The 25,479-nt window shown below is 47.1% G+C and carries 32 protein-coding genes, 1 tRNA gene and 1 pseudogene; 19 read left to right on the top strand and 15 right to left on the bottom strand.

Annotation, left to right across the window (positions count from 1 at the left end; genetic code table 11):
- Window positions 1–449, bottom strand: a pseudogene (locus L3N51_RS04060) (rubrerythrin); the annotation flags it as partial.
- A 242-nt stretch (window positions 450–691) separates the two neighbouring features.
- On the opposite strand from L3N51_RS04060, the gene L3N51_RS04055 reads away from it, so the two are divergent.
- On the top strand, window positions 692–2,188 hold the full coding sequence (locus tag L3N51_RS04055) for an NAD(P)H-hydrate dehydratase (RefSeq protein WP_238025635.1): 1,497 nt from the start codon (window positions 692–694) through the stop codon (window positions 2,186–2,188).
- 212 nt (window positions 2,189–2,400) lie between these two features.
- Here the strand turns inward: L3N51_RS04055 and L3N51_RS04050 are convergent, their stop codons facing one another.
- On the bottom strand, window positions 2,401–2,841 hold the full coding sequence (locus tag L3N51_RS04050; protein WP_238025653.1) for a peroxiredoxin: 441 nt from the start codon (window positions 2,839–2,841) through the stop codon (window positions 2,401–2,403).
- 57 nt (window positions 2,842–2,898) lie between these two features.
- On the opposite strand from L3N51_RS04050, the gene ppcA reads away from it, so the two are divergent.
- Window positions 2,899–4,428, top strand: a complete 1,530-nt coding sequence (gene ppcA / locus L3N51_RS04045; protein WP_238025633.1) for a phosphoenolpyruvate carboxylase — start codon at window positions 2,899–2,901, stop codon at window positions 4,426–4,428.
- 36 nt (window positions 4,429–4,464) lie between these two features.
- Here ppcA and L3N51_RS04040 read toward each other — a convergent pair whose 3' ends face one another.
- Genes L3N51_RS04040 through L3N51_RS04030 form a run of 3 tightly spaced genes read right to left on the bottom strand, consistent with a single transcriptional unit; the run spans window position 4,465 to window position 6,610 of the window.
- Entirely contained in the window at window positions 4,465–5,619 is a 1,155-nt protein-coding gene (locus tag L3N51_RS04040) for an amidase (RefSeq protein ID WP_238025631.1), read from the bottom strand.
- Between the two features lie 23 nt (window positions 5,620–5,642).
- Window positions 5,643–6,074, bottom strand: a complete 432-nt coding sequence (locus L3N51_RS04035) for a hypothetical protein (RefSeq protein ID WP_238025629.1) — start codon at window positions 6,072–6,074, stop codon at window positions 5,643–5,645.
- On the bottom strand, window positions 6,071–6,610 hold the full coding sequence (locus L3N51_RS04030) for a DUF998 domain-containing protein (protein ID WP_238025628.1): 540 nt from the start codon (window positions 6,608–6,610) through the stop codon (window positions 6,071–6,073). Before L3N51_RS04030 ends, L3N51_RS04035 begins: the two co-directional genes overlap by 4 nt.
- Before the next feature lie 197 nt (window positions 6,611–6,807).
- Here L3N51_RS04030 and L3N51_RS04025 point away from each other — a divergent pair, with 197 nt between their 5' ends.
- Window positions 6,808–7,506, top strand: coding sequence for a mechanosensitive ion channel domain-containing protein (locus L3N51_RS04025; protein WP_238025627.1), 699 nt, complete (start codon window positions 6,808–6,810; stop codon window positions 7,504–7,506).
- A gap of 321 nt (window positions 7,507–7,827) precedes the next feature.
- Here the strand turns inward: L3N51_RS04025 and L3N51_RS04020 are convergent.
- Window positions 7,828–7,912 (bottom strand) — tRNA-Leu (locus tag L3N51_RS04020).
- A 160-nt stretch (window positions 7,913–8,072) separates the two neighbouring features.
- On the opposite strand from L3N51_RS04020, the gene L3N51_RS04015 reads away from it, so the two are divergent.
- Both L3N51_RS04015 and L3N51_RS04010 read left to right on the top strand, forming a co-directional pair.
- The gene (locus L3N51_RS04015) at window positions 8,073–8,795 is read left to right on the top strand and encodes a hypothetical protein (protein WP_238025626.1); all 723 of its coding nucleotides are present in this window, start codon (window positions 8,073–8,075) and stop codon (window positions 8,793–8,795) included.
- Between the two features lie 156 nt (window positions 8,796–8,951).
- Window positions 8,952–9,575, top strand: coding sequence for a phosphoribosyltransferase (locus L3N51_RS04010; protein ID WP_238025625.1), 624 nt, complete (start codon window positions 8,952–8,954; stop codon window positions 9,573–9,575).
- Window positions 9,576–9,636: 61 nt separating this feature from the next.
- On the opposite strand, the gene prf1 is transcribed toward L3N51_RS04010, so the two are convergent.
- A complete protein-coding gene (prf1, locus tag L3N51_RS04005; RefSeq protein ID WP_287690446.1) occupies window positions 9,637–10,719 on the bottom strand; it encodes a peptide chain release factor aRF-1 in 1,083 nt (360 codons plus the stop codon).
- A gap of 223 nt (window positions 10,720–10,942) precedes the next feature.
- Between prf1 and L3N51_RS04000 the strand changes: the two genes are divergently transcribed.
- Window positions 10,943–11,089 carry a hypothetical protein gene (locus L3N51_RS04000; protein WP_238025624.1) on the top strand — a complete coding sequence of 49 codons (147 nt, stop codon included), beginning with the start codon at window positions 10,943–10,945 and terminating at the stop codon, window positions 11,087–11,089.
- Window positions 11,090–11,171: 82 nt separating this feature from the next.
- Window positions 11,172–11,753, top strand: a complete 582-nt coding sequence (locus L3N51_RS03995) for a hypothetical protein (protein ID WP_238025623.1) — start codon at window positions 11,172–11,174, stop codon at window positions 11,751–11,753.
- On the opposite strand, the gene L3N51_RS03990 is transcribed toward L3N51_RS03995, so the two are convergent.
- Window positions 11,744–12,373 (bottom strand): 16S rRNA methyltransferase, encoded by a 630-nt coding sequence (locus L3N51_RS03990; RefSeq protein WP_238025621.1) that lies wholly within the window; start codon window positions 12,371–12,373, stop codon window positions 11,744–11,746. The two genes, L3N51_RS03995 and L3N51_RS03990, sit on opposite strands and share 10 nt — an antisense overlap.
- Before the next feature lie 82 nt (window positions 12,374–12,455).
- Between L3N51_RS03990 and L3N51_RS12665 the strand changes: the two genes are divergently transcribed.
- From L3N51_RS12665 to L3N51_RS03975, 3 genes are read left to right on the top strand one after another with little or no spacing between them, the layout of a single operon-like run.
- On the top strand, window positions 12,456–12,848 hold the full coding sequence (locus tag L3N51_RS12665) for an RNAse P, Rpr2/Rpp21 subunit (RefSeq protein ID WP_320056940.1): 393 nt from the start codon (window positions 12,456–12,458) through the stop codon (window positions 12,846–12,848).
- The gene (locus tag L3N51_RS03980; protein ID WP_320056939.1) at window positions 12,751–12,957 is read left to right on the top strand and encodes a YhbY family RNA-binding protein; all 207 of its coding nucleotides are present in this window, start codon (window positions 12,751–12,753) and stop codon (window positions 12,955–12,957) included. The genes L3N51_RS12665 and L3N51_RS03980 overlap by 98 nt, the downstream gene beginning before the upstream one ends.
- Complete coding sequence (locus tag L3N51_RS03975; RefSeq protein ID WP_238025619.1) at window positions 12,944–13,453, top strand: DUF371 domain-containing protein; 510 nt, start codon at window positions 12,944–12,946, stop codon at window positions 13,451–13,453. The genes L3N51_RS03980 and L3N51_RS03975 overlap by 14 nt, the downstream gene beginning before the upstream one ends.
- On the opposite strand, the gene L3N51_RS03970 is transcribed toward L3N51_RS03975, so the two are convergent.
- Both L3N51_RS03970 and L3N51_RS03965 read right to left on the bottom strand, forming a co-directional pair.
- Window positions 13,340–14,206 (bottom strand): class I SAM-dependent methyltransferase, encoded by an 867-nt coding sequence (locus L3N51_RS03970; protein ID WP_238025618.1) that lies wholly within the window; start codon window positions 14,204–14,206, stop codon window positions 13,340–13,342. The genes L3N51_RS03975 and L3N51_RS03970 overlap by 114 nt on opposite strands.
- 13 nt (window positions 14,207–14,219) lie before the next feature.
- A complete protein-coding gene (locus L3N51_RS03965) occupies window positions 14,220–15,218 on the bottom strand; it encodes an NAD(P)/FAD-dependent oxidoreductase (protein ID WP_238025617.1) in 999 nt (332 codons plus the stop codon).
- Window positions 15,219–15,392: 174 nt separating this feature from the next.
- Here L3N51_RS03965 and L3N51_RS03960 point away from each other — a divergent pair, with 174 nt between their 5' ends.
- The gene (locus L3N51_RS03960) at window positions 15,393–15,737 is read left to right on the top strand and encodes a hypothetical protein (RefSeq protein ID WP_238025616.1); all 345 of its coding nucleotides are present in this window, start codon (window positions 15,393–15,395) and stop codon (window positions 15,735–15,737) included.
- Here L3N51_RS03960 and L3N51_RS03955 read toward each other — a convergent pair.
- Window positions 15,721–16,788 (bottom strand): MFS transporter, encoded by a 1,068-nt coding sequence (locus L3N51_RS03955; RefSeq protein WP_238025615.1) that lies wholly within the window; start codon window positions 16,786–16,788, stop codon window positions 15,721–15,723. The genes L3N51_RS03960 and L3N51_RS03955 overlap by 17 nt on opposite strands.
- A 53-nt stretch (window positions 16,789–16,841) precedes the next feature.
- Between L3N51_RS03955 and L3N51_RS03950 the strand changes: the two genes are divergently transcribed.
- Window positions 16,842–17,582, top strand: a complete 741-nt coding sequence (locus L3N51_RS03950; protein WP_238025614.1) for an NAD(+)/NADH kinase — start codon at window positions 16,842–16,844, stop codon at window positions 17,580–17,582.
- Window positions 17,579–18,064, top strand: a complete 486-nt coding sequence (locus tag L3N51_RS03945; RefSeq protein WP_238025651.1) for an NOB1 family endonuclease — start codon at window positions 17,579–17,581, stop codon at window positions 18,062–18,064. Before L3N51_RS03950 ends, L3N51_RS03945 begins: the two co-directional genes overlap by 4 nt.
- 15 nt (window positions 18,065–18,079) lie before the next feature.
- Here L3N51_RS03945 and L3N51_RS03940 read toward each other — a convergent pair whose 3' ends face one another.
- Window positions 18,080–18,973 carry a hypothetical protein gene (locus tag L3N51_RS03940; RefSeq protein ID WP_238025613.1) on the bottom strand — a complete coding sequence of 298 codons (894 nt, stop codon included), beginning with the start codon at window positions 18,971–18,973 and terminating at the stop codon, window positions 18,080–18,082.
- Window positions 18,974–19,140: 167 nt separating this feature from the next.
- On the opposite strand from L3N51_RS03940, the gene L3N51_RS03935 reads away from it, so the two are divergent.
- Window positions 19,141–20,244: an aminotransferase class V-fold PLP-dependent enzyme gene (locus L3N51_RS03935; RefSeq protein ID WP_238025612.1), complete on the top strand. Its 1,104-nt coding sequence runs from the start codon at window positions 19,141–19,143 to the stop codon at window positions 20,242–20,244.
- Here the strand turns inward: L3N51_RS03935 and L3N51_RS03930 are convergent.
- A complete protein-coding gene (locus L3N51_RS03930) occupies window positions 20,228–20,572 on the bottom strand; it encodes a hypothetical protein (protein ID WP_238025610.1) in 345 nt (114 codons plus the stop codon). The genes L3N51_RS03935 and L3N51_RS03930 overlap by 17 nt on opposite strands.
- Before the next feature lie 43 nt (window positions 20,573–20,615).
- On the opposite strand from L3N51_RS03930, the gene cobT reads away from it, so the two are divergent.
- The 5 genes from cobT to L3N51_RS03905 are packed head-to-tail and all read left to right on the top strand — an operon-like array spanning window position 20,616 to window position 23,943.
- The gene (gene cobT / locus L3N51_RS03925) at window positions 20,616–21,644 is read left to right on the top strand and encodes a nicotinate mononucleotide-dependent phosphoribosyltransferase CobT (protein ID WP_238025650.1); all 1,029 of its coding nucleotides are present in this window, start codon (window positions 20,616–20,618) and stop codon (window positions 21,642–21,644) included.
- A gap of 9 nt (window positions 21,645–21,653) precedes the next feature.
- A complete protein-coding gene (locus L3N51_RS03920) occupies window positions 21,654–22,433 on the top strand; it encodes a sugar nucleotide-binding protein (RefSeq protein ID WP_238025608.1) in 780 nt (259 codons plus the stop codon).
- Window positions 22,384–22,698, top strand: a complete 315-nt coding sequence (locus L3N51_RS03915; RefSeq protein WP_238025607.1) for a transcriptional regulator — start codon at window positions 22,384–22,386, stop codon at window positions 22,696–22,698. Before L3N51_RS03920 ends, L3N51_RS03915 begins: the two co-directional genes overlap by 50 nt.
- A 1-nt stretch (window position 22,699) precedes the next feature.
- The gene (locus L3N51_RS03910; RefSeq protein WP_238025606.1) at window positions 22,700–23,365 is read left to right on the top strand and encodes an HAD family hydrolase; all 666 of its coding nucleotides are present in this window, start codon (window positions 22,700–22,702) and stop codon (window positions 23,363–23,365) included.
- A complete protein-coding gene (locus tag L3N51_RS03905) occupies window positions 23,365–23,943 on the top strand; it encodes an METTL5 family protein (RefSeq protein ID WP_238025605.1) in 579 nt (192 codons plus the stop codon). The genes L3N51_RS03910 and L3N51_RS03905 overlap by 1 nt, the downstream gene beginning before the upstream one ends.
- On the opposite strand, the gene L3N51_RS03900 is transcribed toward L3N51_RS03905, so the two are convergent.
- Together L3N51_RS03900 and L3N51_RS03895 are read right to left on the bottom strand one after the other, a co-directional pair.
- Window positions 23,905–24,573, bottom strand: a complete 669-nt coding sequence (locus tag L3N51_RS03900) for a phosphoglycolate phosphatase (RefSeq protein ID WP_238025604.1) — start codon at window positions 24,571–24,573, stop codon at window positions 23,905–23,907. The two genes, L3N51_RS03905 and L3N51_RS03900, sit on opposite strands and share 39 nt — an antisense overlap.
- A gap of 4 nt (window positions 24,574–24,577) precedes the next feature.
- On the bottom strand, window positions 24,578–25,408 hold the full coding sequence (locus L3N51_RS03895; protein ID WP_238025603.1) for a TIM barrel protein: 831 nt from the start codon (window positions 25,406–25,408) through the stop codon (window positions 24,578–24,580).
- Between the last annotated feature and the right edge of the window lie 71 nt (window positions 25,409–25,479).

Genomic DNA, 25,479 nt, shown 5'->3' with positions numbered 1-25,479 from the left:
GCCTTGGCCTTCATGGCCACGTTGTTGTACTCGCTGACGTGCTCATCTGCCTCTTCCCTGGTGAACTCGTTGAGCATGGCGGAGACTCTCTTTGTTGCCTCAGCGATGTCCTTCTCCTGTTCAGCGTAGGCGCACAGCATGGCCTCTACGTCCATGTGTCCCTCTGCCTTGGCCTTCATGGCCACGTTGTTGTACTCGCTGACGTGCTCATCTGCCTCTTCCCTGGTGAACTCGTTGAGCATAGAATTACCTGCGTGTAGGTAAAGCTTCTCAAATATTCCCCTAGCATGTCCGAACTCTACTCTCGCCTTCTCCCTAAGTATCTTTGCCTCCTCCTTCTTGCCCGCAGCCTCTAACTTATCAGCTAGGAAGCTGAGGAGCATATAATCCTCAGCGTTTGCCTTGAAAAGCTCCTTTAGACCCATTTCGGTTTCCTTTCCGAGAGTCATATAGATCACTATATACACGAACTATCACAAGCTAATAAACTTTGATTATTGGCCATTATAATACATATCCCATAAAATCAGTAATAAGGTTAAAAATGCACAGCACAGATAAAGATTTTTTACAGACAATCTTAATTTCATGTTGAACTATTTAAACTTAGATGATGAGTGACTCCAATTTTGATTGATGATAATGTAACTCGAACCTGAAAAAATATTATCCATGAAGAGCTCATGCTCACATGATCACTTCTTCTCAGATGAGGATCCTGGAGGCTAACTCGGAGGCCCTTGGCGTCTCAACCCTACAGCTCATGGAAAGTGCCGGGAGGTCTGTGGCTGATGAGATAGAGAGGGAGATGGGGACTACCTCGCTCAAAGCGGTGATCTTCGTTGGTCATGGTGGAAAGGGAGGGGATGGGCTGGTGACAGCCAGGCATCTTGCAGATAGGGGTGCTGAAGTTACAGTGATTACCATGGGAGAGATAAAGCACAGGGACGCTCAGGTTAACTACATGGCGCTAACAGACATGGACTTCTCTGTAAGGGTTATGAGCATAGATAACCTCGATTCTCCTGTAAAGGGAGACGTTTTGATTGACGCAATGCTTGGGACAGGGGTGAGGGGAAAGATCAGGTATCCCTTCAATCACGCTATCTCCCTTTTCAATGCCTCCAAGGGGTTCAAAGTCTCCATTGACGTCCCGTCGGGGATAGATCCAGACAGCGGGGAGGCCCTAGGAGAGTTTGTGTCGCCGGATCTCGTGGTGACCTTCCATGACGTTAAACCAGGACTTTTGAAGTATAACTTCAGATATGTGGTGAAGAAAATTGGAATTCCTCCAGAGGCCTCAATTTACGTAGGGCCCGGTGACCTGCTATCACTGAAACAGAGGGAGATGAAAAGCAGGAAGGGCGCGGGAGGGAGGGTTCTGGTAGTTGGAGGAAGCTCAACCTTCTCAGGTGCACCTGCACTCTCGGCTATGGCCAGCCTGAGAACGGGCGCAGATCTGGTTTACGTGGCGTCTCCCGAGAAAACGGCTGAGGCTATCTCCGGTTATTCGCCAGATCTGATCGCCATTAAACTCTCGGGGAGGAACTTCAACGAGGGCAATATCAGGGAACTGCAACAGTGGGTGGAGAAGGCTAATGCGGTGGTCTTTGGACCGGGTTTGGGCCTAGAGGAGGAGACAGTTAAGGCAACTCCTACCTTTGTAGAGATGGTGATGAAACTGGGGAAGCCACTTGTGCTGGACGCAGACGGTCTAAAAATAATGAAGGGTTCCAAGCTCTCAAAAAACGTGGTAGTAACTCCACATCCCGGGGAGTTCAAGATCTTCTTTGGTGAGGAGCCAAGGGAGAGTGAAAGGGAAAGGATAAATCAGGTGATGGAGAAGGCCAGGGATTGTAACTGCGTCGTGTTGTTGAAGGGTTATCTGGATATCATTAGTGATGGGTATGCATTCAGGCTGAACAAGGCTGGAAACCCTGGAATGACGGCCGGAGGAACCGGAGACACATTGACCGGGATAATAGCTACTTTTATGGCCCAGGGGTACCCCCCATTCACCTCGGCCAGCCTGGGAGCACTGGTGAATAGCCTCTCTGGCACACTGGCATATAGGGAGCTGGGCGCGCATCTAACTGCCTCAGACGTTGTGTCTAAGATTCCCCATGTGTTGAATGATCCAGTGAGCGCTTTCAGGGAAAGGGTTTACAGGAGGGTAATATCCGGTTAACTGGGCTTCGGGACATTTTACGCAAAAATCCTTGGATTAGAAGGTCTTCCTGGCCCTTGGTTTCCTTTCGTTGAGTCGCTTCGTGCAAAACATTATGGTTAACCTATTCCATAGTCATGAGGTATAGCCAAGACACCATGTCTTCAGAGCCCTGCCCTACGAACCAGAAAATAACGTGACTTCATGCACGAAGCGTTTCACGTTACATTTATCTAAATCTTCTTAACTTCCTCAAGGGCCTTGTCGGCGTGATCCTCGGCCTTCTTCATGTTCCTTAGAACTGCCCTGACCACACCTTGTGCGTCTATTACAAATGTGACCCTCTGTGCACTGGTTCCCTTCTCGTTCAGAACACCATAGGAAGACGAAATTTTCTTCTCCTTATCTGAGACTACAGGGAATTTAGCACTGTACTTCTCGCTGAACCTCTTCTGGGTGCTCACAGAGTCAACGCTAACCCCTATAACTTCCGCCCCGGCCTTCACGAACTCATCGTAAAGTTCCACGAACCTCTGTATCTCCCTTGTACATCCGGGCGTAAAGGACTTGGGGTAGAAATAGAGTACCACCTTCTTGCCTCTCAGGTTGGAGAGGCTAACCTTTCCCGTTGAACCCTCAGCCTCAAAGTCAGGCGCGGGCTGACCTACATCCACCATGTTAAGTTGTTTAACTGTAAAACCTTAAAAGCATTGATAAGTATTTCTCAAGAAATGCGACCCATACCCAGGACTATGTCCACGCAACACCCTGATAATGCGACGGTGCCGGAGTGGGCAAAGGGAGATGTTATTGAGGGAGAGGCAGAAGTAGTGGAGGCATATTACGCCTTCTCCAACCTCAACGTGCAAGAGGTAATGTGGGATGCTGAGGGCAAGGACGTTGATACCCACGTGGTCAGAAAGTTATTTTCATCCTTTGACGAATACTTCAAGGCCAACGTCCTAGGTGAGGACCTTTTCCTCACCTATAGGTTGCCAAATCCCAAGATAGAGGGAGCAGAGAGGAAGGTGTTTGCCGAGACCATGGAGAGTATACCCATTACCTTTGACGTTGCTGAGAAGTTTTACGGTAGGAAAGTTGTACCTGTATTTGAGGTTATCCTTCCCTTCACCACCAACGCGAGCGATATCATCTCCGTGGCTAGATATTACGAGAGAGCCGTCGCCATGGAGGAAAACATAGAGCTTCAGGATGGGGTTTACGTGAGGGATCTGGTGGGCGAGATCTACCCCAAGAGGATAGAGGTCATCCCGCTCATAGAGGACAAGGACTCCCTTCTCAACACCAGAAGCATCATCGAGGGCTATTACCACGCCATTAAACCGTCATACATGAGGCTTTTCGTTGCCAGATCTGATCCCGCGATGAATTACGGCATGCTGACGGCAGTTTTGCTGGCCAAGTATGCCCTGAGTGAGGCCGGTAAACTGGCGGAGGAACTGGGAATCCCGATCTTTCCTATTATTGGCGTTGGTTCCCTACCCTTCAGGGGCCACCTGAGTCCAGAGAATTACCAGAGGGTGATGGAGGAGTATGAAGGCGTTTACACGTTCACCATTCAATCAGCCTTCAAGTACGATTATAGCGAGGAACAGGTGAAGGGGGCGATCTCCCACATAAATAGGGAGGAGGTGAAGGAACCGCGAATACTTAGCGACGAGGAAAAGAAGGTTATAAGGGATATTATCGAGAGTTACACCTCATCCTATCAACCAGTGATAGAGAGTATGGCCAATCTTATCAACACGGTAGCCCTGCACTTACCCAGGAGAAGGGCCAGGAAGCTTCACATCAGTCTGTTTGGTTACGCAAGGAGCACAGGAAAGGTGATATTACCGAGAGCTATCACCTTCGTGGGTTCCCTGTACAGCGTAGGTTTACCTCCAGAGGTAATCGGCATCTCCTCGCTAAACAGGTTAAACGAGGCTCAATGGAATGTCCTGGAGGAGAACTATAAGTTCCTTAAGAACGACCTCCAGAAGGCCTCGGAGTTCATTAACCCTGAGGGACTCTCGACCCTTGTATCGTATGGATTCTTGGATGGTGAGATCTCCAAGAAGCTGGAGGAGGACATAAAATACTTGGAAAGCATGGGCGTAAAGATAGGACCCAGGAGTTATGAGTCCAAAAAGCATGCCCTGCTGTCACAGCTCCTTCTGCTATCCCTAAAGGAAAAGAAGTACAATGAAGTGAAGCAGTATGCAAGGGAAATGGCGGTAATAAGAAAGTCAATTGGATGAACTACTCCGCTCTGAAGGCGAGGTCTTCCTAAATCTTTATAATAGTTGTTTGGCCACCTCTAAAACAACACCGTCTTTATACGGCTCTCCGCTTACCATGAGTCCCATGGGCAATCCGTCCCTTTCCAAGAAAGGAATACTTATGGAGGGTGCACCAACTAGGTTAAACAGCTCTGTGTTGGCGACCAGATCCTCCCTAAACTCCTTCTCTTTTCCCTGCACATCTGAGATCTTGGGGGCAGGTATTCTGGTTGTAGGGGAGAGTATCACGTCCACTTCCTTAAAGGCATTGACGTATTCCTCTAGGATAACTCTCCTTAACCTTAATGCATTCAAGTAGTCCACAGCCCTAATATCTAGTCCAGACTTCAGGATATCCCTTACGTCAGGAAAGTACATGTCCTCCTTACTTCTAATCCAAGTTAAGTGGTAGGAAGCTCCCTCACTGGTAGCTATCACCCTCCTAGCCCACCTCCCATATCTCAGCATGTTAGGAAGGTTAACAGGTTTAGCCTGCGGGAAATACTCCATTACCTTTTCCAGTAGGTCCGAGGTGAATTCATCAAAGAGGAAAACTCCCACCCGGAGCTTTGTCCTCGGAGAGCGTAAGTAAACCTTCCTTCTCTCCACCGGAGTTAAGGCCATTAGAACCCTCCATAGGGTCTCATGGTCCCTTGTGAGAAAGCCGAGGGTATCTAGAGACCAGCTGAAGGGAATAACTCCCCTCGTGGAGAAAATTCCATAGGAGGGCTTGAAACCTATAACCCCGCAGAGAGAAGCAGGTATCCTGACTGAACCACCAGTATCCGTCCCCACCCCAACATCTATCATCCTGAGGGCAACTGCCACCGCAGAACCTCCGCTTGACCCTCCGCTAATTCTTTCCCTATCCCTGGGATTCCTTGCGGGACCCGACACGGAGGAAGTGTTGGTGGCCCCAACGGCGAACTCGTGAGTGTTAGTCTTCCCCAGGATGGTTCCCCCGGCCTTCAGAATCCTATCCACGATGTCAGCGCTTCTTCTGGGAACGTATTCCAAGAGTATTCTGGATCCTGCCGTGGTCCTAATTCCAGCAGTCTCAATCACGTCCTTTATTCCGAAGGTTAAACCGGAGAGGGGTCCCTGCCCTCCTCTCATTTCCTGGAAAGTGATGAAGGCGTTATATTGAGAATTCAATCTCTCTAATGACATCCTCATCTATCCTCTGCAGAGGTTCAGGTAACTTTGTTGAGTCTAAGTCTTCTAACGTCCTCCATCACCTTACTCACGAAATCTTCTATCCTTTCTCTTTTTACGCCTTTCTGTTCGGCCTTCTCCAACACAATTTCCTCAACCTTGGAGTAGTCCTTCATCTCCTCATTAAGTTTCCTCCATGGTATACCCGCCAACGCCCTTGCCAGCTCATCGTCGTATGGAAGTCTACCCTCAAGCATTAACACCGCAATGATGGGGTAACCTACGTAGTTCCTGTACCTAGTCCCGTTATCGTCGCTGGACACATTGTCTCCCTCTACCTTCACTGTGTACTTCCTGTCACCCTCTGACGAAACTACTTCGTAATGCTCATTAACCTTCTTCACCCTTTGATCAGCTATTGCCCCCAGCGCCTCAAGAACCTTTATCCTTGGAGGTTGCCTTAGTCTCATCTTTCCTTCACCACCGAAGAACCAAATGAGATAGCCCAGATAATGTCAGGAAGAACGATCATTCTCTCCACACCACCAGGCCCTAGGCCAAGGTAGTTGTGAGAAACGAAAAGGAAGAGGCTCACTAGGGAAATGATCCCTAGGATAGGATAGGAGTATCTCAAGGGAGTGCTGGAGAGCTTGAAAGCTGGAAATGATGCCAGACCGGAGAATAGGAAGGCTATTAACGCTGAGATAAGATGTGGTGTACCGGTTGTCTCTGGAAATATCCCCACACCTATCATTCCCAATCCGCCTATGATTAACAGTGGAGAAATCGACCTCTTGGACATCAGAATCCCGCAGGCTACAACCAGCACCCCGAGAACTATGATGGAGGAGTTGAAGATGGGCGCTGTTCTGCCCACTCCCAGATCGCTGATGTAGTTATGATCCAAGTTGTACCCAGGGTACAGCTCCTCCGCGATCAACATCAAAATCCAGAACTGTATAACCCCTATTGCGAGAAGAACGCCTCCAAGGGCTGTATTTCTCATCTTAATTAACTTCCAAGTTCATTATTATAAATTCTCCAGGGGTTAGCCAACTGAATAACAGGGGTTATACAACAGTTGATCCTTTTTGTAGGACATGAAGTTACACGTTGAGTCTACCTCGCTCAATCATACGAGAAGTTAAAAGATAGATCTATTATTTTCTCTCATATAAAATAACAGATTTCTTGGGGAAAGATATGAAGGAGGAAAATATTACATCAATTAACGAGATAAGGAAGAAGATCGCAGAAAGCACAGGAAAACTGGTTCTCTACATTGTTCTTTTTGTTGTAGTAGAGGCCTTGGTAAATAATCTTCTCTTCCCGTTCCTAGCATCCATAAGGCTTCAGCTACCTTACATCTCACTCTCCAACCAATCAATTTCAGGCTATCAACCCTACGTTAACATCCTGCTATCCCTGGCTTTTGGATATCTGATAATTCAGGGATTCATATCGGTAATATATTGGAACCTTAGATTGAAATACGACCATTCCACCTCAGCCTCAATGAGAAGTATATTCAGGCTTGTGGGAGTGGGTGTCCTTGTAGCAGCCATCGCTGGGGCAGTAGCGGGTGGTGCCAGCGGTGTTGCTCTGGGCGGATTCATAGGGATAGTAGTGGGCTTCGCCTCACAGCAGGTGTTGGGTCAGGCTGTATCGGGGCTGTTTCTTCTACTATCTAGGCCCTTCAAAATAAAGGACCACATCAGCGTTACTGGCGATGAAGGAATTGTAGAGGAGATTACGACCCTTTTCACCTACATAGCCAAGAACGACAATATAATCGCCATTATACCCAACAACGTAGTTTTTGGAAACAAGATATACCTCTATCCTAAGCAAACGGCCTCACAGCCTCAATCTGGACAGGGGACGGTTCAACAGGGTAAATGATCCTTACAGCATAGAAGAACTAGCCAGACCCGCTGATTTTCACGTAATCAAGTAAGACCTTTTCTTTAATACGGTAGAGGAGAGGGCCCTTGCCCCACTGACCAGACCAGTGGGTAATTACCCATTTAGGAAGAAACTCTGAGATTTAGCCATAGTGTCGTCATGTTGGCATATTTTAAGCTTCAAGCAGTTTCAGTACTAACTCACAATGCTATAAGACGAATTTATGCGAGCTTGACGCTATGGGTATTGTAGACCATTCCCTTATCCCCGCGAGCTAGCCTAGTTTCTGTTTTCCAAGTCTCCTATCCTACAAGAGGATGCGGGGGGCGGGATTTGAACCCGCGCAGGACTACTCCAGTGGAGCCTCAGTCCACCCCCTTTGGCCTAGCTCGGGCACCCCCGCGCTTACTGATTAATCCTCAGAAATCAAATAATAACGTTTTCGTATTTGACCGGATATGGACGATCCACAAGGCAGAGGATTTGCCTTTACGCTGACCGCGTCCTCGATTGGGTTTAAGATAGTGGCAAGGTTTTAATCTTTTTTAGAGTAAAATTCTCAGATGCTTAAGTTTCCAGAGCTAGTTAAAGCCCTGCGCAGATTTGGTCCCAATCTAGATCTACTGGCCAACATCTTTGGAGAGAGGAAGGAGGAACTACTGTCGCACATGGAGTCTATCAGGGAACTGTGTTTCACCCCGATCCCAGGGAACAGCTTCATGAAGATTTCCTTTGAGCGTGAGATTGGTAAGTACATTAGGCAGAGTCTAAAGGGTAAGTCATCCCTCTCGCTTGTGGAAGAGGGAGTACCCGTAATCAAGATCGAAAACTTTTCAGGCAACCCATTTGCCTATGACCAAAAGAAAGACCAGTGGGATATGACTCTCGACTCCAAATGGGAGCCTTTGGTATACGAGTTTCAGTACGCTGGAGAGACAGAACCCCTTCCCTTCTCGAGGTTCAGGAGCTACAAAACGCTGAACGAGATGATGATGGTATCACTAAATCAGGGAATAATACAAGGGTTCATCGTAGATTACGGGAAAAGAGATTTCGTCCTGTTGGTCAGGACGCCCTACACGGATATAAAGGAAAACTTGGAGACCATTCCCTTCATTCGATATACCGCATGGCTGAGCTTTGGGGAAGGAACCAGTTTCCTTATGGAGTTCTCCATCCCAGATAGGTATCTAAAGGAAATGATGGAGGTGCTCCACGATCTTAAGAATCACATAGATGTAATATTGACCACCACGTCTCTGGAGTATTTCAAGCCCGTTCTGTGAATGATACAAAGATAGTAAGATATCCAAGATCAATCGGGTCTGGGCATGATACAACTTGATCACTCGTTGCTTCCTGGTACATTTCGATCGTTTATGTCCCGCGGTAGTAAACTTGATTAAGGAGTTGAGCTAAAAGGGTAGGGGGTTCCTGAAACCTTGCCTAAAATCCCAGTAAAAGTGGTGACTTGGGAAGAGATAGTTAAGCTTTCCGAAATTCTTAGCGAGAAGATTAAAGCCGAATTCACTCCTGACATCATAATCGCTGTGGCTAGGGGAGGGCTGGTTCCCGCTAGGCTCCTAGCTGACTCATTGGGCGTGATTGATGTATTATCCCTTAAGGTGGAGCACTGGATTGTCACCGCATCACATACACCCGAAGCCAGGATTAAGTATCCCTACAAGGTTGACCTTAGCGACAAGAAGGTTCTCATTGTGGATGACATAACTGACACAGGCGATAGCCTGATCCTGACCAGTAAATACGTTGGTGAAAACTTCTCTCCAAGAGTAATGAAAACTGCTACTCTACAGCACATTGAAACATCATCTAAATTCAAGCCTGACTTCTTTGCCCAGCTGGTTACTGATTGGGCATGGTTCATGTACCCTTGGAACTACTGGGAGGACGAAATTAACCTGGTTAAGAAATTGATTGACGAGAAGGGTTCGGTAGATGGGAGGATTATAGAGGCTGGGTTCAAGGAGAATTACGGAATAACGCCTCCCATTCCATTAGAAAAAATATTATCTGAGATGAAGAGAAGGAAAATACTGGATTGACGCTTCTCTCATTGGCCTAACGTCTTTAACCTTTTTGACCTCTGGCCTCACGTTATTATAACTAAATCCTGAACCTTAGCTTTCCTACCATGCCACTGAAGGTTTTCCTTACCCACTCTGCCTCAGGTATTTCCTCACCCACTAGGTAGACCTTGGTTCCGTACTTTTCTGCCTCCTGAACCATTTTCTCGTTCTCCTCCGTTCCATCATCGAACACAATGAGCTTGTCCACTGCCCCCATCTGCAGGGCCTTATTTATCTCCTCCTTGCCGTAAACAACCAGACCATCATCCTTTGCGAGATGATACTTGAGCTCCTCTATTAGGTCTTCCACCTCTATGTACTTCTGGTTCTTGAGCAAATCCTTGGATTTCATAACCATCTCCCTAAGCCCCGCCTCTCCCTGATAGCCTATGTCAACCAATGGCAACAATATCAGTTTCTTCAACCTGTAGTCAATATAATCTGAGTCGTAGAAGTCCTTCTTAGCGTATCCAGGACCTCCAAGCAGGATTCCCTTCAATTTACCACTCTCCAGATAGGGTAGAAGGTAATTGTTCACCTTCTCTCCGAAGCTCTTCAAGAAGTCGTGATATAGTTCCTCAATGATCCTGTCAATTCTGCGCTGGCTTTGCCCTCCCATCATATGCTTCCCTGGAACGTATCCCTCCATCTCCTCCAGAACCTCTATCCTAGAACCCCTCAAGACTCCTATGGTTCCCTGATCCCTCTCCACAATTAGCAGACCGTAAACCTCCGATACCTCCACCATGTCCTCAAGGAATTCGGTATGAAATTGCTTGTCCGTGCGATAGAAGTACACTGTGACCTTCTCTGGAGGCGAGAACATATAGCACCTGAACTCCCCCGTATCGAAGTTCTCTCCGCAGAAAAGCACAAGACCGTTCTCTGGGATCTTGTTAATACTTATGAGCCTATCTATTGCTGTAGTTATGGCAGATTCCACCGCGTCCCTAGTTCTCTTCAGTTTAATGTTTTGAGAGATAGAGGCTTCCTGTCTAAGCATGTTAACTACGTCTGAAACAGGTCTACCTGGAGGAATGTATAGGGAGAGTAGAACAGTTGCGGGTGCACTCCATTTCTTTAGTTCCCTGAGCAGAACCTTGAGTTCCTGCCTACTTATGAGATATTTGTCAAAGACTCATCCCTGATCAAGACTAATGCAGTGCTAATGATATAAAAAAGTGTTGAAAGACGAACAAGGTATCTTACACGCTATCGCCCTATCAAGACCAAGCTAACATGTAATGAAACATAGCTCGCAGACCTCACGTTTCACATGGTTAATAGTGTTATTATAGAATTAATGAGGAAAAGTTTTTAATGAGTCCATCAGACTAGAACATATGGCTGAAAAGAATAAGAATGAAATAAACGGGATATTGGACTTGATAAAGGCACTCTTTAGGGATGGTAACTGGTATCTAGGAGGCTTCATTATAGCTCTGATATTATTTATTATATTCGATATAATAGCCTTCACACCTCACTAGATAGATCTAAACTAGATAGCGTTAGTAAAATACATTACAAAGATTTTATAAAGTATCATTATGTACATATTTGTGAACATAGTTGGGCAGAGTAAATATAGCCGCCGATAGTGAGTTGATTAAGGAGATAGAGAAGGAGGCTAAGAGTAGAGGCTACACTATTTACTCACTAACAAACCTAGCGCTGAAGGCAATGCTAGAAATGATAAAAATGGGAGAGGACTCCACAAAACTACAGGATATTGTTGAGTTATACAAGGTGTTCAAGGACCTAGACATAGTGCCCGTCACGTCGTGGTATATTGAGAGCTTGGCGAAACTGGCCTACGAGAAGGACCAGAAGGGTTTCCAGTCAATCTGCGAGGGAGCTGGACTACAGGTGGCTTCATATCTGAAGTCCAGGGCATCTACGCTGGAGGAATTGATGAGTGTCTATGAGAGCGTGAAATCGGCACTGCCCATAAAGGACCTGAAAATAAAGAAGCTGGAGAATGACGACTTCGAACTAAGACTTGCAGGGACAGGTTTCAGTCTTGAGTCAACATTCTGTGCATCCATGGTTTTTAAGAAAATAGTGGAGAGCTACGGCTTCACCATTCTTGAACTTACACCTTCGCCTGGAGGAATAATATACGCCAAGGCAAGAATATCCAGTCAATCCTGAATACAGGAGGAGATCAGCCTGCAAAGAACGTTTTGGGTTTCCAGCACGTGATCGCTGATCGAGAAAATCTGCTTTGATAGTGTCCTGATTTCAGGACTGAAATCTCCATGGGGGAAAGCTCCAATGCCTATATACTCCTTTCGTTCGCAGAGTGAGCTCCTTGAAACCTTCGTCCCTCGCTCATCCAAGAGTATTAAACCCCTTTCTTCAATGAGCTCGCGGAGGGACAGGGAAGTGACCTCCATTAATGGTGCTCCATCTAGGGGGACCCTACCATGAACCAGTAGCTGTTCCATGAGTCCAACGAATCGTGCGTAGTTCTTTGGTGGTCTCATTTCCCGGGATACCTTGATAATCCTAGAGTCGAGAGTGTGAATGTACAGGTTTCCCTCAAATTCCGGGTCTGTCAACACCACAAGTAACGCGGTATGAACTATATCTGGTCTGCCCCTCTTCTCCCTGTTGGGCAGGTTACGCATCGCGTGATAGTGAAGGGAAATGTCCAGGAGGACCTGCGAGGGGTCCTTTCCCTGCCTCTCCGCATTCTTCACAACGCTTGGATGGTTCCTAATCTGCGGGGGCACTAGCTCAAGCGACGATTCCAGGAGAATGATGTCCATTTGTCATGGAGTTGACGCAAAGATAAAAAATAGTTCTCACAGGTTGTACCCATTGAAGAAGGGCGCAATTCTGGAAAGGGCAATGAAACTGGTGGACATGGCAGTGGAAATGGGACAAGAGGGAAAACTGGACCTCTCCAGGGAATATGTGAAACTGGCGGTTCAGTATACGTCCAAGGCAAGAGTTAAACTACCCCTCAAGTACAAGAGAAAGTATTGTAGAAGGTGTCTAACTCCGCTAATACCGGGAATCACGGAGAGAAGGAGAATTAAGTCAAAGATTTTAATTAGAACATGCCTAGTGTGTGGTTGGATAAGGAGATATGACACCAGAGACGAGAAGAAACTTGAAGGACGTAGTGAGAGGAGGGGCAGAAATAAGGATAGGAAAAAGGGGGCTGACCGAAGGGATGAAGGAGGAAATAAGGAGACATCTCAAGGATCACGGTACCATCAAGGTGAGGCTACTGGATAAGTCCATGGACAGGAGGGAGCTAGCCGAGATGGTGGCAAGGGAAACCGAAAGCGAGTTGGTTGAGGTAAGGGGAAGAACCTTCATATTGAGGAAAGATGATAGCCACTGATATCATCACCTGTTATGGACACGAGAACGTGCTGGCAAAGCACAGAACGACCTTGGAAATCACCCGGGAAAACTTCCTGACGAAGAGGGGAGATTGCATCATATGTATCAACTCGGACAAGGGAGCAGTTCACCTGTCCAGTGAAGTAAAGAGCATCCTGAGAAACGAGGGATATGGCCACCTTGTTATTATGAAGGATGGACTCATTGAAATTGTTACAGGCAGGGGATCTAGGGATCTACCCTTCAGTTCTGATGTCAAGATGATAGTTAGGAAGTCCGATTTTATCTCTGACGGAACAATCCTTATCAAGGCCAACAAGTCTGCCAGGGATCTCAGGAGAGATATGATTCCGAAGCTGAGACGTGGAGAGGTGAAGGTATTACTCATTGCATCTCAGGACCCGCTTCATGATAACGAGGTCCTTCGAATAGTCGTTAACCTTTTCCCATCCGTCCTGAATCCTTCCCAACTTGTAGAGGATCACGGAGCGTGATACCCTGCAGAGCTCTTCCACAAACCGGTCTATCATCGTGGGGTTATCACCAATTGCCAAGTCGAAAGCCTTCTCCCTGAAGGGAAGGTACTGAGCGTCAAAATGAACCAGATCCAACACCAGTTTGCTGGAGTTCATCTTTGCTGAAAGAGAGGCCATAAGGAGACCATCCAAGTTCAGGTCTCCCGCCACTACATACCCCAGTTTCCTCGCAAGTTGAAGGGCTAGTGCCCCATATCCAGTGAACGCATCCAACACCCTGCTACTTGAGGGTACGCTCTCCACTACCCTTAACCTCTCGGTGGCCATGGAGGGATTCACGTATACCTTTGCGACGTCCACAAAGTACTTCAATCCTCCCTCATTGAACGTTGTGGTGGTTCTCTTCTCACCTGCCACATGAACAAGTTCATTCACCCGAAGCTCTCCCTTTACCTTCTTTCTCAGGTAAATTGCCCTAACCTTGCTGTAGGTTCGCATTATCCTTCCTAACTCCTCCTGAGTCAGCTCTCTCCTAGGTGAAATTATCATGATATCCCCGACTAGGTAAAAGGAGGAAACCCCTGGAACTATTTCGTTCAACTTAGGCGTTCCCCTCTTGACCGGGGGATTACACTCCACCACCTCTTGGCCTTCCCTAACCTCTGATACCGGAATGAGTGCGTAATCCCCTTCATATAATATCTCGTACCCAGGGACACTCTTAACTCTGATCTCTCCCATGAGCCTCCTGGGTACCTTGAGGCATTTCATCTAGATGGAAAAATCACTTCTTGAACTTATCCATTTCGGAGCTGTGACCTGCGAACACGGAAGCATTGGGGTCCACAAACTTTTTCGCCACACTGGACGCTATGGCTGCCTGCCCGAATCCCACCGCTATTAATGCAAGCTTGGGCATACCCTCAACTGAGGCTATATCTCCCACTGCATAAACGCCAGGCAGATTGGTTTCCATCTTGCCGTTCACCACAATATCCCTCCCCTTCATGTTGAGGCCCCACTTCAGCATGTTACCCAAGTCACCCTTGTGCCCGATGCTGATGATGACGGCGTCAACGTTGAGGGTTTTCTCCTCCTTGGTCCTATTATCAAATATCACTGCCTGTGTAACCTTGTTGCCGTCTCCCTTTACTTCCTTGAGCTCATGCCAGGTATATACCTTAGCCACCTCAAACATCTCCTTCACGCTACGCTCGTGAGCCCTGAACTGATCCCTTCTGTGAATCAGTGTAACTTCCTTTGCTATGGGCGCGAGAGTAAGTGCCCAGTCCACAGCTGAGTCTCCTCCTCCCACTATTAGAACCCTCTTACCCTGAAATTCGTTCTTCCTCCTCACAGTGTAGTAAACTCCCTTGTTTTCATACTCCACTTCTCCCTTGGCACCCAGCCTGCTCGGTGTTATCTTACCTATTCCCGCAGCAATCATGACTGTCTTTGTCTTATACTCTCCTCCCTTATCCGTCTTGACAACCCACATTCCATCCTGGGTCTTTTCAAGGATGTCCGCCCACTCCCTTGTTCTTATATCGGGGCCGAACATCTTTGCCTGCTCAATAAGTCTCTGCGCAAGATCATAGGCCTGTATCCCAGCGAAACCTCCCACGTCATATACCATTTTCTCAGGATACAAGGTGACCAGTTGTCCTCCTAACTCATCTTGCGAGTCTATGAGTAAAACCTTCATATCCCTGAGCCCGCTGTAGAAGGTTCCGAAAAGACCCACAGGCCCTCCTCCTATTACTATGACGTCGTATTCAGCCATGATAACCATGTGACTCAGACATTTATACTATTTAAACTTTCCGACATTAATCATGAATAGTAATGAAAGCATTCATGTCCGTTTAAATATGACTTATTCATCAATTTTTAAAAGATGTGTGGTTTTTGTACAACACAAGTAAATGATATTAGCAAATAATGCACTTTCATCGTGATGTTAGCTGAATTACTCTTACTCCTCACGCTTCCCTTGATTACCTTGAGCAGTTTATGGTTCAGATATTACAGGAAAATAATGCTGGAGGCTCTGAGCTTTCCTGGTACAAGTTTCAAAGAGAACTCCATACACCTCATGCCCTCTCAATCCGTGACGTTCAAGGTGGAAGGGAAATGCGTCCTCGTGGTTAGTGGGGTTTCCAGCTGGGTTACCATGAGAGTTAACGGGGGTCCTCCCCAGAGAGTATTCAAGGTTAGGTTACTGAACGCGAGGGGAACGGTGGAGGTGAAGAACGAGAGCAAGGTCTTTCAGGTTTCCCTTCTGATCAGGTGCGAGTCCTAAGACCCATTAGAAGCAGGAGGGGAACGAGACCTGAGAGGGAGAGAACTGCCCACGCGGAGAAGCCTAAATAACCTGCAAGGAATTCGAGCCAAGTTCCCAGACTAATGTTTAGGGAATTAACCACAGCGAGGGTAATACTGGAATTCCTTATTCCACCTTCAAGGGCAGTCACAGAGTAGAGAAGAGATATGGCTAGCTCGTTAAATATTCCCAAAATCACCAGGGCAAACACGTAGAAGGGAGTGTAAATAAGAAGTGGAGAAAGCGAGGTAATCACAGCACTCACGATCATCAATCTCATCTTACTTGTCCTGTCACCAAGCCAGCCCATAACCCCTCCTAAGGCCGAAAACACGAGGAGGAGGCTCGTCACGGCCGAACTGGTGAGGGCTCTCTGATGTTCGTAAAACACCATAAAAGAGGGTAATAGCTCTCCAACAGCGTAATAAACGCCCCATACCCCTGCAGTCGCCACCCCAAGAATAATGACCCTCCTGTTCCTTATGGCCCTCCATGAGGGTCTGGGATTTGGTAACCTGAAGTTTAGGAGGGCAGAGATGAGGGTGAGAGTCCCCACGAGTATGGCGCCTAGGGTGAACCCTACAATATTATAAATGAGAGCCCAGTTCAGCCCAAGAAATCCTCCAACACAAAACAGGGCGTTATAGAGACCTAAAGAGAAGCCCAGCCTCTCCCTGTTCAGGTCCGAGAGAATTGCTCCGCCCGAAGAGAAGAACATGGACGCACCTATACCTCCTAGAAAATAGGACAATGAAATGGAGACGAATGAACCCGAGAGAGCAACAGAGAATGCTGATACTGACATGATCAGGAGACCTAGAATAAGGGAGTTCCTCTGGCCAATCCTGGTCCCTAGATAGGCTGAGGGTATTTGCATGAGACCTGACCCCAGAAAGAAGGATAGGGGTATTACCCCAGACAGGGAGCTGGACACATGAAATTCTTCAAGTAATCTAGGTATCTCGGGGGCCAAGTAGAACCAGCTTATGGCATAAATTGTCCTTGAAAACAGAATGGTTGTTCCTTTCACATACGGAGTGGACAAAAAAGAGTTATTATGCGTTGCTGGTGACCATAACATGAATGAAACTTAAAATCATTAGCAAGGAGTCTCCGCAGGTCTACCCTCTGGTCAGCAAGGCCAGAAGCCTGGCCGAGTCCATGGGATACACGATAGTTGACTCGAATCCAGACGTTGTGATGGCCATAGGGGGTGATGGAACCCTTCTCAGGGCCATAGATTTTGGGAAACCCATCGTCACGATTAAGGCCGGAAGAAGAAGCTTTCTGATGGACGTTGAGCCACAGGAAATAGAGAATATATTGAGAAGGCTCAAGGATGGCGATTACTACATCCACGAGTATCCTCTTCTGAGGGTTAACTTCGGCGACCTATCCAAGGAAGTGTTCAATGAAGCAGGAGTGCTCTACGACGAACCTGAAAGTATCATTGTGACAGCAATGTTTCAGGAAACCAGCTTCACTTCCGAGGGAGACGGAATCCTCGTTTCCACGCCTCAAGGTTCCACGGGGTGGAGTATGTCCATTACTGGAGTTTACCTTAGTGTTCCAAATGCGCTCGAAATTTCCCTGGTTAGCCCTATACTCTCGGCAGTAAAATCTTTAATAGTCCCCAGAACTACCATTAAATTAGTAATGGAAAGCAAAGGATACGATCAAAAGGCTAGAATTGTAGCCGATGGAAACGTAATTGGGCACGTTAAGCCTGGAGATGTTGTGGAGATTGCTCCCTCCAGGAACGCCATCGTGTATAGGTTCTTTAAAATAGATCCCCTGAGAGGTATCGCGCCTTGGAGAAAGTGATATTTGATACCGCCGGTTTCTTGAGCGGACTGCAGAACTCCTTCGATAAGGTATTCACAACGCCACTCGTTATAGAGGAAGTAAGGGATCTACACTCCATGGGGAGTCTTTCTCTTTCCATGATAACTAACAAGATTATTGCAATGGAACCCTCTCCATCGGCCATGAAAACAGTTGAGAAGGTGCTAAGGGAGATAAACGATCACAGTCTAACCAAGACAGACAAGTCTGTGATAGGCCTTGCCATAGATCTATCACCTGCAGTGGTCTTCACGGATGATTTCGCAGTTCAGAACGTGTTAATGAAGCTTGGGATAAAGTTCAATCCTGTGAGACTTGGAAGGACGGCACAGGAGATTAAGACCTTTAGTTACATCTGCGAGGGATGTGGAAGGACTTTCAGGGAGCCCAAACAGGAGTGCCCTGTTTGTGGTGGTAAGGTAAGAAAAAGTGTAATGAGAACCGAGCAGAGAGGAAAATGACTGGGAGAAGTGAACCTACGTAACTCTAGTTTTATTTATCTCAATCTTGGGATAAATCCATTTTCCATTCCTAAAGATTTCATAGGGTAAAGAGTAGCCCAGGGCGTACAGAGGTGATTTTGGTGAGATAATGATCTCTGACGCCCTATCTCTCACCTTCTTCATCGCCGCCTCTAGCCCTTGCTTATTAACGTGCATCTCAGAGATAAAAATATCCTCTCCCTCGGCCGTCCAAACCACATCGGGTATATACTCCGTCAACTCCTCCTTGGATATAACCTGAACAACGAAATCGGATTTACCGAGCACGTACATGAAACCTGTTACAATTTTGAAAACATGATTTCTATGATTTATTATCCTTATGTCGGCGAAGGGATTTACCTGCAGACTTACCACCCCCTTAATGTCCTGCTCGTGCGGATTCCTCAAAAATTCTCCTTGCCTAATCTCCAGTTTATCAACACAGATCCACCTGTGGGACTCAAAGTCGTAACATGTGGGATCCCTCACGAACTTTCTAGTTTGCTTAATTCTGGTCGCAATGACCAGGGAGCAGGATAACGCGTTCAGGGCCTTTATTATATCTTCAACTATTCCCCCATCAGCGAATAGCGTGATTGAGAACAAGTTTTCCTCCATATCCCCCCTGAACAGATTCATTATGGGGTGAAACAGTCTGGATGCAGTCTCATATTTTATGGGGCAATTACGTACAACGATCAAGTACTTACCCAACCCAAGCCCCTCCGAAAACACGGCGGGAAAGAGAGCCAGCTGATGCTCCCTTTGCATCTCCAGAATTTCCCTTGCAATTATCTTGGAGGATTCACCAACAACGCTGGCCAGACACCTGGGATTCCCCCCATATCTTGTCATGTGTTCAAGGAGCTGGTTTTTTACTGACACGTTAGATTTACATGTACATCTTCATAAGATTTTCTAGTAATACCTCGTTTTATAGTATTCTTTCTCAAAAATGATTTAACAAACTGGATTATAAAGAGAAAAGAGTACTAGTACCTAGGACGACTTTCACACATAACATTTTATGAGCTCACTGGATATGGACTAACATGAAAGAGTTCAGGGAACAGATACCTGTTACCCGGGATTATATTTACCTTAATCACGCTGCAATCTCTCCAACTCCCATTTTCGCCCTCATGGAGAGTTTTGGTTACCTTTACGGGGTTTCATGCAGGGGAAGCCTGCACGTGAACGCTGTTGAGTACAACGACTTTTATTCCATGAGGAGGGTAATATCGGATTTCATCAATTCGTCTCCTGAGGAGATCTCCTTCATTCCCAACACAAGCTACGGGATAAACATGATAGTCCACGGATTACCACTTTCCAAGGGGGATCAGATACTTACTGACAACCTGGAGTTTCCTGCTACCGTGTACCCGCTGTATAAGCTGGCGAAACGTGGGGTTGAGATAAAGATGGTTAAGTCTTCTCCTCAGGAGCTGGAGGGCTCAATTCTGGAACATATCACGGATAATGTCCGCCTCATAGTGATAAGTCACGTGAGCTTTAACACCGGAGTGAGACTGAACGTTAAGAGAATAGCGGACAAAGCTAAGAAAAACGGATCCCTTCTGCTGGTGGATGCAATACAGTCTGCTGGGGCAGTGAAAATCGACGTCAAGGAAATGGGGGTCGACTTCCTTGTGGCTGGAGGCTATAAGTGGATGATGTCCCCTCAGGGCTCAGGTTTCATGTTCGTGAGAAAGGGCCTAATTCCGGATCCTCCCTTTTACGGATGGAAAACCAGTTCCACCTTCATGGAGTTTAACCCTGAGTCTTTCTCCCTAGAGACGGGACCCAGAAGGTTCGAGATAGGGACCATGGATGTTTCAGCCAACTTGGCAATGACCAAGGTGGCAGAGAGGCTTACACCAATACGCGATGAGGTTGAGAGAAGGGTGCTCGATCTTTCTGCCCACGCCATGGATGTAGCTGAGGATAAGGGACTGGAGGTGGTGACTCCCAGGGAAAAACGAGCCGGAATAGTGATAGTGAAGGTCAAGGATCCCAGGAAGGTTGCCGAGAATCTCATGTCCAAGAGGATAATTGTCTCTCCCAGGGGGTCAGGGATAAGGATATCCACCCACTTCTACAACGAGGAGGAAGAAGTGGATAGGGCAATAGACGAGATCAAGAACCAAGTTTAGCCTTTAGAACCAGATAGGCCTCCTCGATATCCTCCATTATTCTGACCAAGGAGGCATAAATTAGCTCGTCAGAACCTGACCTATAAAGGTTGATCACGTCAATTAGCTCCTGGGCCAGGGGAGCCTGAATTAGCCCTGACTTGGCAAGGTTCCATATTATGTCCTCCCCTTTTCCAATAACTAACCGGGAACCCAGGAGATACAATTCCCTCAGCATCTCACCTATAGCTCTTCTGGTCTCATTTCTTAATTTCTCATCCCTCATGAAATCTTCTAAAGTGATTTTAGAAGCCCTCTCCAGGACAGAGTAATGCTCCCTAAAGCTCACATCACATAAATGATATTAAGGATTTCAAAAATTTTAGCACGTGATTGTGGATCACATAGGTAATCTGTCTGAGAAATTGAAAGGAAAAAGAACAAGTTTCGTCTTGGTGATAGGAACAACTGACGTCAGCCTGATACCCGGGATCACCGTGGCTGGAGCCACTCCTGAGCTGACCATGTTCACTCCAGCTGCAGATGCGGAGTACCTCATCACAGGGGCGTGCAGGGTGATCAGGGGTGTACCCGTGACCCCTGACGGGATACCTACTCCTGCCCTTCTATCGAGGGCATCCCTGTCACTTGTAAACGTGAACAGGATCATAGTTAATGCGGGGGCTAGGGTTGCTCCCATGATTCCCTTCATGGAACTTCATGGGGAACCCGGAAGGGATATAAGAAGGGGAGGTATAAGAAGGGAGATAGCGGAGAGGATACTGGAAAATGCAATGATTCTGGGAGAGAGCCAGAGAGATGAAGTTCTTGTAGTGGGCGAATCTATCCCCGCGGGAACGACCACGGCGGCTGCCGTGCTAACCGGACTGGGTTTTGATGGGGTTGAGATCGTGAGTTCCTCTTCCCCAAATAACCCAAAGGACCTTAAACGGAGAGTGATAGAGGAAGCGTTGAGGAACGCCCCCGCAAATGGAAGGGAAAGGATCTACTGGCTCTCCGATCCGGTAATTCTGGCGGTGGCCGGTCTGGCCCTAGGATTTAGGGGTATGACGATTCTGGCTGGAGGAACGCAGATGGCTGCCGTATCTGCGCTAATAAGGGAGCTCGATCCCAAAAAACTGCAGAATGTTGGAATAATCACCACTAAGTGGGTAATTCACGATAGTACGGCCAAGCTGGTGGAGCTGGCTAAGACACTTGGAGTCAAGCTGTCTCACGCCAGCGTGGATCTATCCCAAAGCCAATATGAGGGGTTGAGGGTTTACGAACGTGGATTCGTCAAGGAAGGAGTGGGCGCAGGAGGATCAATGGCGCTAGCTATGGCAAACGGCATCAGCTCTGGAGAACTTGCAAAGAGGATAGATGAATTTTACTCCGATCTTATTAATGCAAGGCATTAATTTAAATGAATGAAGGTCATAGTAACTGATGAAGGGGAGATTGCCAGGGAGATTGCTAGGGAGCTTTCAGGGGAGGTACTGGTTACCGATTCCCCGTACAGGGTCCTTCAAGAGAAACCCAACGTGGTAATACACACCTACGAGGTTCCCTATTTCGAGGCAAATTGGGATAGGGCAAGGGCCTGGAACATTAATACGTGGTTGGCCATAAACATAGGTAAGGCTGCACATAAGGTGGGAGCCCTCAACGTCTACCTTTCTACGTCCATGATATTTAACGGAAGGAAAGGATTTTACGGAGAGACGTCCACCCCTGACCCTCTTAACTATTACGGAATGACCAAACTGGCAGGGGAGACGGGTATTGCGTCCCTCGGTAATTACCTTGTTCTCAGGTTAGGTTTCCCCTTCTCCCTCTCCTACAGGGGTCTCCTGTATAATCAATTGAGAAGTCTCGTGTTAAGGGGTAGGGCAATCTGTAACAGAAACTTCTACCTTTCCTTCATCTCCACAAAGGGGATAGGTAAAGTGGTTTCTACCCTGCTCAGAAAGGGCGCCACAGGGGTGATAAACATGGGTAACAGGGTGAACCAGTGCGAGATCGTGAGGGAAATGTCAAGGTACTTTCCAGGCCAGGTTGTGGAGAAGGAGGGAGGACACTTCGATTTTTCTATGGATGATTGGCTTCTCCGATCGTTTGGTATAAAACTCTCCTTAAGAAATGAGTTTAGGGAGCTCTTTGCCGGAGGAATATCTTACAACGAGGGAGAGAATACTGTTATTACTTAGGTCTTCCCCAGAGCCCTTAACAGCCAGGGATATAATGCAGGTGACGGGGATAAGAAGGGAACAGGAGGTTTACGACCATATATACCATATTGCCCTGTCATCTAAGAGAAAGGATTACGTGGTAATACTTTATCCTCCCAGATGTGAATCCTGTGGTGCTGAGATATCCCTTGAGAAGCCCAAGAGACCCAGCAGATGCCCCAAGTGCAAGTCGGAGAGGATATCTCAGCCTAAGTTTTTAATAAGAGGAAGGGATGAGATGTGATATGACAGCGATTTTCGTTGACATGGGAGATACCCTTGTGAAGTTCGTTCCAAGGATGCACGAGAGCATTGCCAAAGCCATGATGGAGGAGGGGCTGGAAGTAAATGAGAGAGATGTCTATAGGGCCCTCATGAAGCACATGGGTAAGGCTAATTTCCCTCATCCAGATCACGACGGACTGTCCCAGCTCGACTTCTATGACATTCTTTACGAGATGGGGAAGCCCGCAAATCCTGACGTGGTGAAAAGGCTCTCCTCTAGGAATTACCTCTCAGATCATTTCGAACTCTACGAGGATGCCTTGCCCTTCTTGAACGAGATAAAGAAAATGGGCTTTAAGGTAATACTAGTTACCAACACAACCAGGAAAGTTCATACCATACTGAAGACCCTGGATCTCTACAGGTATCTGGACGGAGTTATTGCATCCTGCGACGTGGGAGTAATGAAACCAAATCCTAAGATATTCCATCACGCAATTAAGGAGGCTGGAGAGGAGGGGATTCATATAGGTGATGTTTACGAGATTGATTACATAGGGGCAAGGAGGGCCTATCTGGACGCAATTCTAGTGGACAGGTTTGGATTCTATCCGGAAGTAAGGGAGAACAAGGTGAGTGATTTATATCAGGCTCTAGCGTTAATAAAAGAAAAATTGAAATTTTAATGGAAAGGATACCCGCTCATCCAAAGCCCAAATGGGAGCTTGAGCAGTACCTGACTCCCTCTCCCATTGCATCTGCGCTAGTTTGGACAGCGTTCATTCAGGGGGCGATCGAGGAAAGGAGAGTTGCTGACCTGGGATGCGGAACAGGCAGGCTCTGCGCCGGAGTGGCAATGCTTGGGGGGAACTGTACCTGCGTGGATGTGGATAGGGATTCCCTTGAGGTGGGGAGGGATGCGTTTAGAGAACTGGAACTAGAGGCTGATTTCGTGGAGGCTGACTGCACCGAGTTTCATGGTAAGTTTGACACCGTTGTGCAGAATCCTCCTTTTGGACAGGTCAAGAGGGGAATCGATCTTAAGTTTCTTAGAACAGCAATGAATATGGCGAAGGTCATATACTCCATACACAAGAGTAATCCTGATTCCAGAAACCTCATCACTAGAGAGGCTCAGACCAGAGGGTTCTCGGTTGAGGTTATTCCCCTTTCCTATCCTATGACTCCCTATTACCCCTGGCACAGGGAGAAGGTGCATAAATTCCTAGTTGACATCTATGTTTTCAGGAAAGTGACCGGTTAGAATCATATCCAAGAGTTCAACTACTCCCTCTCCGTCCTCCTTTTGCATAACAATATCCGCAATTCTCTTTATGGACGGTATTGCGTTAGCCACTGCGACCTTGATATGGGCAACCCTAAAGAGGGATTCGTCGTTCTCCGCGTCTCCAACAGCAATAACTTTGCCCGAAAGTTTCATTTCTTGAATTGCCCTCATTAGACCGGTTCCCTTATTCACGTTATCTGGCAAGATCATGGTGTCCTGTCTATTTCTTTCAATTCTAACGCCTGGCCCTAGATCAAGCGAGCCATTCCATGAGTTCACGTATATTATAACTTCTCCAAAGGAATGGGAGATACCGTGACTTGTTAGCTTTTCACCAACGATTTTCCTGGTCTCGAACCAAGTTTCAGGGGCGTTCACTACCTTCCTGTCTCCCAACAGAAGAAGGGCCCCATTCTCCAAGACCCAGCCAGTGGGTCTTAGACCAGGCGCTAAAATCCTCATGTATCTTTCCTCCCTTCCAGTTACCACGAAAAACTTGTAAATAGAACAGAAATTGTTTATTTTCTCTACCACATCATTCCTAATAACGAAGGAATCACTCTCGTGGGAAAGGGTTCTATCGAAATCTGAAGCAACGATCCACAAAATCTCAACCCAACTTGTATCCCAGGGACTCTAATACGCCCTTCATTATTAGGGCATCCTCCTCTAGTCTGGGGCTTTCACATATCAGGGTTATGGAAATGTCCCTTTCAAGCAGGGCTTTGGCCAGTGGCTCGAAGGGAGGAGCATTCTTGGTAATGGGTTCATGTACATCCACGTATTTTCCCTTTCTAACCTGGAGCGATTCAAAGTGGGAGTTAACATGTGTTAACCCCAGTTCCTTGGTTAATCTATCTAGGATCTCCCCATAGTCTATTTTTCCGCCCTGTCTGGCAAATGTATGGGCCCAATCTATATATGGAATTACCCCAGGAACCTCCTTGGAGATGCTTATTACCTCGTCCAATGTACCAAAGGCCGTCTCCTTGGCCATGGTTTCCACGCCCAGCTTGACGGAATCCATGGAGTTCTCTTTCATCCTGTCCCTCACGGTTAGAAGAGAATCCTTCACGAGCGAGTAACACTGTTCAGGCGAGTAGTCCCCATAGAATCCCACATGTATGGCTATGGCATCTGCACCCATTGCGTGGGCCCTCTCTACGGTGTCCAATATCCTCTTCTGGGAGGCCTTTATTTTCTCCTCTTCAGAAGAACATAAATTAATGAAATAGGGGGCATGTACTGACAACCTTACTCCTAGCTCCTGAGCAACCTTTCCAAGTTCCTTAGCAGTTTCCACTGACATCTTGACTCCCTGAACGAACTCCACCTCCATGGCATTAAGTCCCAGTTCCTTCACTCTCTTTACTCCCTCAACGCTGCCCTTTCCCCTTGTGGATAAGGGAATCCCAGCTGGACCTAGAAAGATTTTGACCATCGAGGATTATATCATGTGCTACACTTATAAGTAGCGAAACTCTCGGTAAAGACGAGACGGGCTGGCAATCT

The organism is Metallosphaera javensis (ex Hofmann et al. 2022) (assembly GCF_022064045.1).
GTDB classification, from domain to species: domain Archaea; phylum Thermoproteota; class Thermoprotei_A; order Sulfolobales; family Sulfolobaceae; genus Metallosphaera; species Metallosphaera javensis.
The sequence above is the reverse complement of the archived record's forward strand: the minus strand, read 5'-3'. Positions and strand labels throughout refer to the sequence as shown.

What these genes read in the sequence shown, in the direction of transcription:
- L3N51_RS04055 (WP_238025635.1), top strand. Translation starts at nt 692, where the DNA reads ATGATCACTTCTTCTCAGATGAGGATCCTGGAGGCTAACTCGGAGGCC.
- L3N51_RS03935 (WP_238025612.1), top strand. Translation starts at nt 19,141, where the DNA reads ATGAAAGAGTTCAGGGAACAGATACCTGTTACCCGGGATTATATTTAC.
- L3N51_RS03905 (WP_238025605.1), top strand. Translation starts at nt 23,365, where the DNA reads ATGGAAAGGATACCCGCTCATCCAAAGCCCAAATGGGAGCTTGAGCAG.
- L3N51_RS03950 (WP_238025614.1), top strand. Translation starts at nt 16,842, where the DNA reads ATGAAACTTAAAATCATTAGCAAGGAGTCTCCGCAGGTCTACCCTCTG.
- L3N51_RS03960 (WP_238025616.1), top strand. Translation starts at nt 15,393, where the DNA reads ATGTTAGCTGAATTACTCTTACTCCTCACGCTTCCCTTGATTACCTTG.
- L3N51_RS03990 (WP_238025621.1), bottom strand. Translation starts at nt 12,373, where the DNA reads ATGGACATCATTCTCCTGGAATCGTCGCTTGAGCTAGTGCCCCCGCAG.
- L3N51_RS03965 (WP_238025617.1), bottom strand. Translation starts at nt 15,218, where the DNA reads ATGGCTGAATACGACGTCATAGTAATAGGAGGAGGGCCTGTGGGTCTT.
- L3N51_RS03910 (WP_238025606.1), top strand. Translation starts at nt 22,700, where the DNA reads ATGACAGCGATTTTCGTTGACATGGGAGATACCCTTGTGAAGTTCGTT.
- L3N51_RS04040 (WP_238025631.1), bottom strand. Translation starts at nt 5,619, where the DNA reads ATGTCATTAGAGAGATTGAATTCTCAATATAACGCCTTCATCACTTTC.
- L3N51_RS04035 (WP_238025629.1), bottom strand. Translation starts at nt 6,074, where the DNA reads ATGAGACTAAGGCAACCTCCAAGGATAAAGGTTCTTGAGGCGCTGGGG.
- L3N51_RS12665 (WP_320056940.1), top strand. Translation starts at nt 12,456, where the DNA reads ATGAAACTGGTGGACATGGCAGTGGAAATGGGACAAGAGGGAAAACTG.
- L3N51_RS04000 (WP_238025624.1), top strand. Translation starts at nt 10,943, where the DNA reads ATGGCTGAAAAGAATAAGAATGAAATAAACGGGATATTGGACTTGATA.
- L3N51_RS04025 (WP_238025627.1), top strand. Translation starts at nt 6,808, where the DNA reads ATGAAGGAGGAAAATATTACATCAATTAACGAGATAAGGAAGAAGATC.
- L3N51_RS03895 (WP_238025603.1), bottom strand. Translation starts at nt 25,408, where the DNA reads ATGGTCAAAATCTTTCTAGGTCCAGCTGGGATTCCCTTATCCACAAGG.
- ppcA (WP_238025633.1), top strand. Translation starts at nt 2,899, where the DNA reads ATGCGACCCATACCCAGGACTATGTCCACGCAACACCCTGATAATGCG.
- L3N51_RS03920 (WP_238025608.1), top strand. Translation starts at nt 21,654, where the DNA reads ATGAAGGTCATAGTAACTGATGAAGGGGAGATTGCCAGGGAGATTGCT.
- L3N51_RS03970 (WP_238025618.1), bottom strand. Translation starts at nt 14,206, where the DNA reads ATGAAATGCCTCAAGGTACCCAGGAGGCTCATGGGAGAGATCAGAGTT.
- L3N51_RS04030 (WP_238025628.1), bottom strand. Translation starts at nt 6,610, where the DNA reads ATGAGAAATACAGCCCTTGGAGGCGTTCTTCTCGCAATAGGGGTTATA.
- L3N51_RS03975 (WP_238025619.1), top strand. Translation starts at nt 12,944, where the DNA reads ATGATAGCCACTGATATCATCACCTGTTATGGACACGAGAACGTGCTG.
- L3N51_RS04015 (WP_238025626.1), top strand. Translation starts at nt 8,073, where the DNA reads ATGCTTAAGTTTCCAGAGCTAGTTAAAGCCCTGCGCAGATTTGGTCCC.